Here is a 3,272-nt window from a genome sequence, read left to right as displayed (position 1 = left end):
TGTCCACGAACAGATCGTCTCGCGGGGGGCGGGCCGCCGCCCGGGCGGGGCGGCGCTTCAGCGCTCTCGGTTACGCTGCGAGCGCACTATCCGGCGTGGGACGGAGGCAGTCATGGCAGCGTGGACCTGGCGGTTCGAGAAGGCCGACGGCACGGAGGCGACCCCGGCGGTGGAGCCGGAGGACTTCACGACCCAGGGTGATGCGGAGTCGTGGATCGGCGAGGTCTGGAAGGAACTGCTGGAGGGCGGCGTCGAGCAGGTCAGGCTGCTGGAGGACGGCGCCGAGGTCTACGGCCCGATGAGCCTGGAGGCGGCCGAAGGCGCGTAAGGGCCGGCCGGCGGCACCGGAGGTCCGGCCCGCCACCCGGCCGGCGGCGTCCGGCTCGTACGGACGTACACGGGCGTACGCGGCGGCCCCCCGCCCCGTACGCCCGTCGGCGTCAGGGCCGCTCGCCCCGCTTCACCTGCGGCTTCGGCAGCCGCATCCGGCGCAGCTGGAGCGTGCGCATCAGCGCGTACGCCTTGGCGCCGCGGTGGCTCTCGTCCGGGAAGCGCTGCTTGAGCTGCCGCTTCACCTGCACGGCGATCGCGATCGAGTCGAAGACGATCAGCACGATCACGAACAGCCACAGCAGCAGCGAGATGTTCTTCAGCCCCGCCGACGGCGTGATGCTGAGCATCAGGATCACGATGGCCAGGGGCAGGAAGAACTCCGCCACGCACCACCGCGAGTCCACGTAGTCCCGCACGAACTTGCGCACCGGCCCCTTGTCCCGCGGGGGCAGGTACTTCTCGTTGCCCGAGGCCAGCGCCTCGCGCTGCCTGGCCATGTCGGACCTGCGCGCCTCCCTTGCGCGTTTCGACGCCTCCTTGCGCGTCGTCGGCGTCTTGGCCATGGCGCGGCGCTGCGCCTGCGAATCGCTGCGCTTGGGCGTGGGCCTGCCCTTGGGCGCCTCGGCCGGACGCACATGCTTCGACTCCACCGCGCTCACCTCGGGCTCAGTGGACTGGTCATCCTTGGAACGGCTTCCGAACACAAGCCCAAGAATAGGGGCAGTCGGGTGTACGACCCAGACCGAGGGGGAACGATCCGGCAACGGCGTGCGTGTCACTACCTGTGGGGGCGCGCGAACCGGGAGCCCCTACGGTCGTCTACTCCCTGGGCGGGAGGGCGGACCCCTCGCGGTTCGTCCTGCAGGAGGAGCGCATTGGCGCCCAGGCAGTGCGGTAATGGAAGCAGGGCCCGTACTGTGGGTTCTGCAGAGTATGTGCCGAGGCTGGAGTCCGTCAGAAGGGGGCGCGCGAGGCCCATGAGCGGTGTCATGAAGCGGATGGGGATGATCTTCCGCGCGAAGGCCAACAAGGCCCTGGACCGGGCCGAGGACCCGCGCGAGACCCTCGACTACTCGTACCAGAAGCAGTTGGAACTGCTGCAGAAGGTGCGCCGGGGCGTCGCCGACGTGGCGACGTCGCGCAAGCGCCTGGAGCTGCAGCTCGGCCAGCTGCAGAACCAGTCCGCCAAGCTGGAGGACCAGGGCAAGAAGGCCCTCGCCCTCGGCCGCGAGGACCTGGCGCGCGAGGCGCTGTCCCGCAAGGCGGCGCTGCACCAGCAGGTCACGGACCTGGAGACGCAGCACCAGACGCTGCAGAGCGAGGAGGAGAAGCTCACCCTCGCCGCGCAGCGGCTGCAGGCCAAGGTGGACGCCTTCCGCACGAAGAAGGAGACCATCAAGGCCACGTACACCGCGGCTCAGGCCCAGACGCGGATCGGCGAGGCGTTCTCCGGCATCTCCGAGGAGATGGGCGACGTCGGCCTGGCCGTGCAGCGCGCCGAGGACCGCACGGCGCAGATGCAGGCCCGCGCCGGCGCCATCGACGAGCTGCTGGCCTCCGGTGCGCTGGACGACCCGACGGGGATGGCGCAGGACGACATCTCCGCCGAGCTGGACCGGCTCTCCGGCGGCGCGGACGTCGAGCTGGAGCTGCAGCGGATGAAGGCCGAGCTGGCGGGCGGGCCCGCGGAGCAGCAGCAGGCGATCGAGGGCGGCCAGCAGGGCGCCCAGACCCCGCCGCAGCAGCAGGCTCCGCCGCAGGACGCCCCGCGGTTCGACAAGCAGTGACCGCCCCTCGACGGGCTCGGAAGAACGGGAGAAGGCCGTGATCGTACGGATCATGGGGGAGGGTCAGGTGAAGCTGGACGACAGCCACTTCACCGAGCTCAACAAGCTGGACGACGAACTGCTCGCCGAGATGGAGAGCGGTGACGGGGCCGGTTTCCGGCGGACCCTCGGCGCCCTGCTCGACGCCGTGCGCTCCCTGGGCACCCCGCTGCCGGACGACGCGCTGGAGCCGTCCGAGCTGATCCTCCCGGGGCCGGACGCCTCCCTGGAGGAGGTACGGGAGATGCTCAGCGACGACGGCCTCATCCCCAGCTGACCCCCGGCCGGCCATCACGTACGCCTCGGCCGCTTCCCGCCCCGGTCGCCAGGACCGGGGCCGGCCCTCCTCCGCACACACCGCTGCCGTGACCCCACTCGCCGCTCTGCCCCGCTGGCTGCGGGCACACACCCTCGCGGCCGACGCCCTGGTGGCGGCGGCCGCGCTCGCCGCCATCCTCATCACCTCCGTCTTCCCCGACCGCGGGGCGAACGCGCCGCCGCCGGCCGACCTCGGCGCCGCGGAGGTCGTGCTCGCGACCGCGGCCTGCGCCGTCCTCGTCCTGCGGCGGCGTGCGCCGTGGGCGGTGCTCGCCGTCACGATGACGCTGACCATCGCGCACGTCATCGCGTCCGCGGGCGATCCGCGCTCGCCCATCGCGCTCAGCGTCGTGGTCGCCCTCTACACCGTCGCCGCCCGCACCGACCGGCACACCACCTGGCGCATCGCGCTGCTCACCATCGGGGTGCTGACGTTCGCGATGATGCTCTTCGGCGACCGCCCCTGGTACGCGGACGAGAACCTCGGGGTCTTCGCCTGGACCGGCATGGCCGCCGGCGTCGGCGACGCCGTGCGCAGCCGCCGGGCCTTCGTCGCCGCCATCCGCGAGCGCGCCGAGCGGGCCGAGCGGACCCGCGAGGAGGAGGCGCGGCGGCGGGTCGCGGAGGAGCGGGTGCGGATCGCGCGCGAGCTGCACGACGTCGTCGCGCACCACATCGCGCTGGTCAACGTCCAGGCGGGGGTGGCCTCGCACGTCATGGAGAGCCGCCCGGACCAGGCCAAGGAGGCGCTGGCGCACGTACGCGACGCGAGCCGCACGGCGCTGGAGGAGCTGC

5 protein-coding genes are annotated in these 3,272 nt (G+C 72.4%); 4 read left to right on the top strand and 1 reads right to left on the bottom strand.

Going from position 1 to position 3,272, the window contains the following annotated elements; all coding sequences use genetic code 11:
• Positions 1–112 precede the first annotated feature (112 nt).
• Positions 113–328 (top strand): hypothetical protein, encoded by a 216-nt coding sequence (locus H5J30_RS23435; RefSeq protein ID WP_018837617.1) that lies wholly within the window; start codon positions 113–115, stop codon positions 326–328.
• A gap of 112 nt (positions 329–440) precedes the next feature.
• Here H5J30_RS23435 and H5J30_RS23430 read toward each other — a convergent pair whose 3' ends face one another.
• Positions 441–1,037: a DUF3043 domain-containing protein gene (locus H5J30_RS23430; protein ID WP_181789354.1), complete on the bottom strand. Its 597-nt coding sequence runs from the start codon at positions 1,035–1,037 to the stop codon at positions 441–443.
• Positions 1,038–1,310: 273 nt separating this feature from the next.
• Between H5J30_RS23430 and H5J30_RS23425 the strand changes: the two genes are divergently transcribed.
• The 3 genes from H5J30_RS23425 to H5J30_RS23415 form a co-directional block, all read left to right on the top strand.
• Positions 1,311–2,120, top strand: a complete 810-nt coding sequence (locus tag H5J30_RS23425) for a PspA/IM30 family protein (RefSeq protein ID WP_037730034.1) — start codon at positions 1,311–1,313, stop codon at positions 2,118–2,120.
• A 37-nt stretch (positions 2,121–2,157) separates the two neighbouring features.
• Positions 2,158–2,436, top strand: a complete 279-nt coding sequence (gene pspAA, locus H5J30_RS23420) for a PspA-associated protein PspAA (protein WP_100302515.1) — start codon at positions 2,158–2,160, stop codon at positions 2,434–2,436.
• A gap of 88 nt (positions 2,437–2,524) precedes the next feature.
• The coding region (locus tag H5J30_RS23415) for a histidine kinase dimerization/phosphoacceptor domain-containing protein (protein WP_181789353.1) at positions 2,525–3,272 on the top strand (748 nt) is incomplete at its 3' end.

Source organism: Streptomyces phytophilus (genome assembly GCF_013870535.1).
GTDB lineage: Bacteria > Actinomycetota > Actinomycetes > Streptomycetales > Streptomycetaceae > Streptomyces > Streptomyces phytophilus.
Note: the sequence above shows the minus strand (reverse complement) of the source record. Positions and strands in the feature narration are given on the sequence as shown.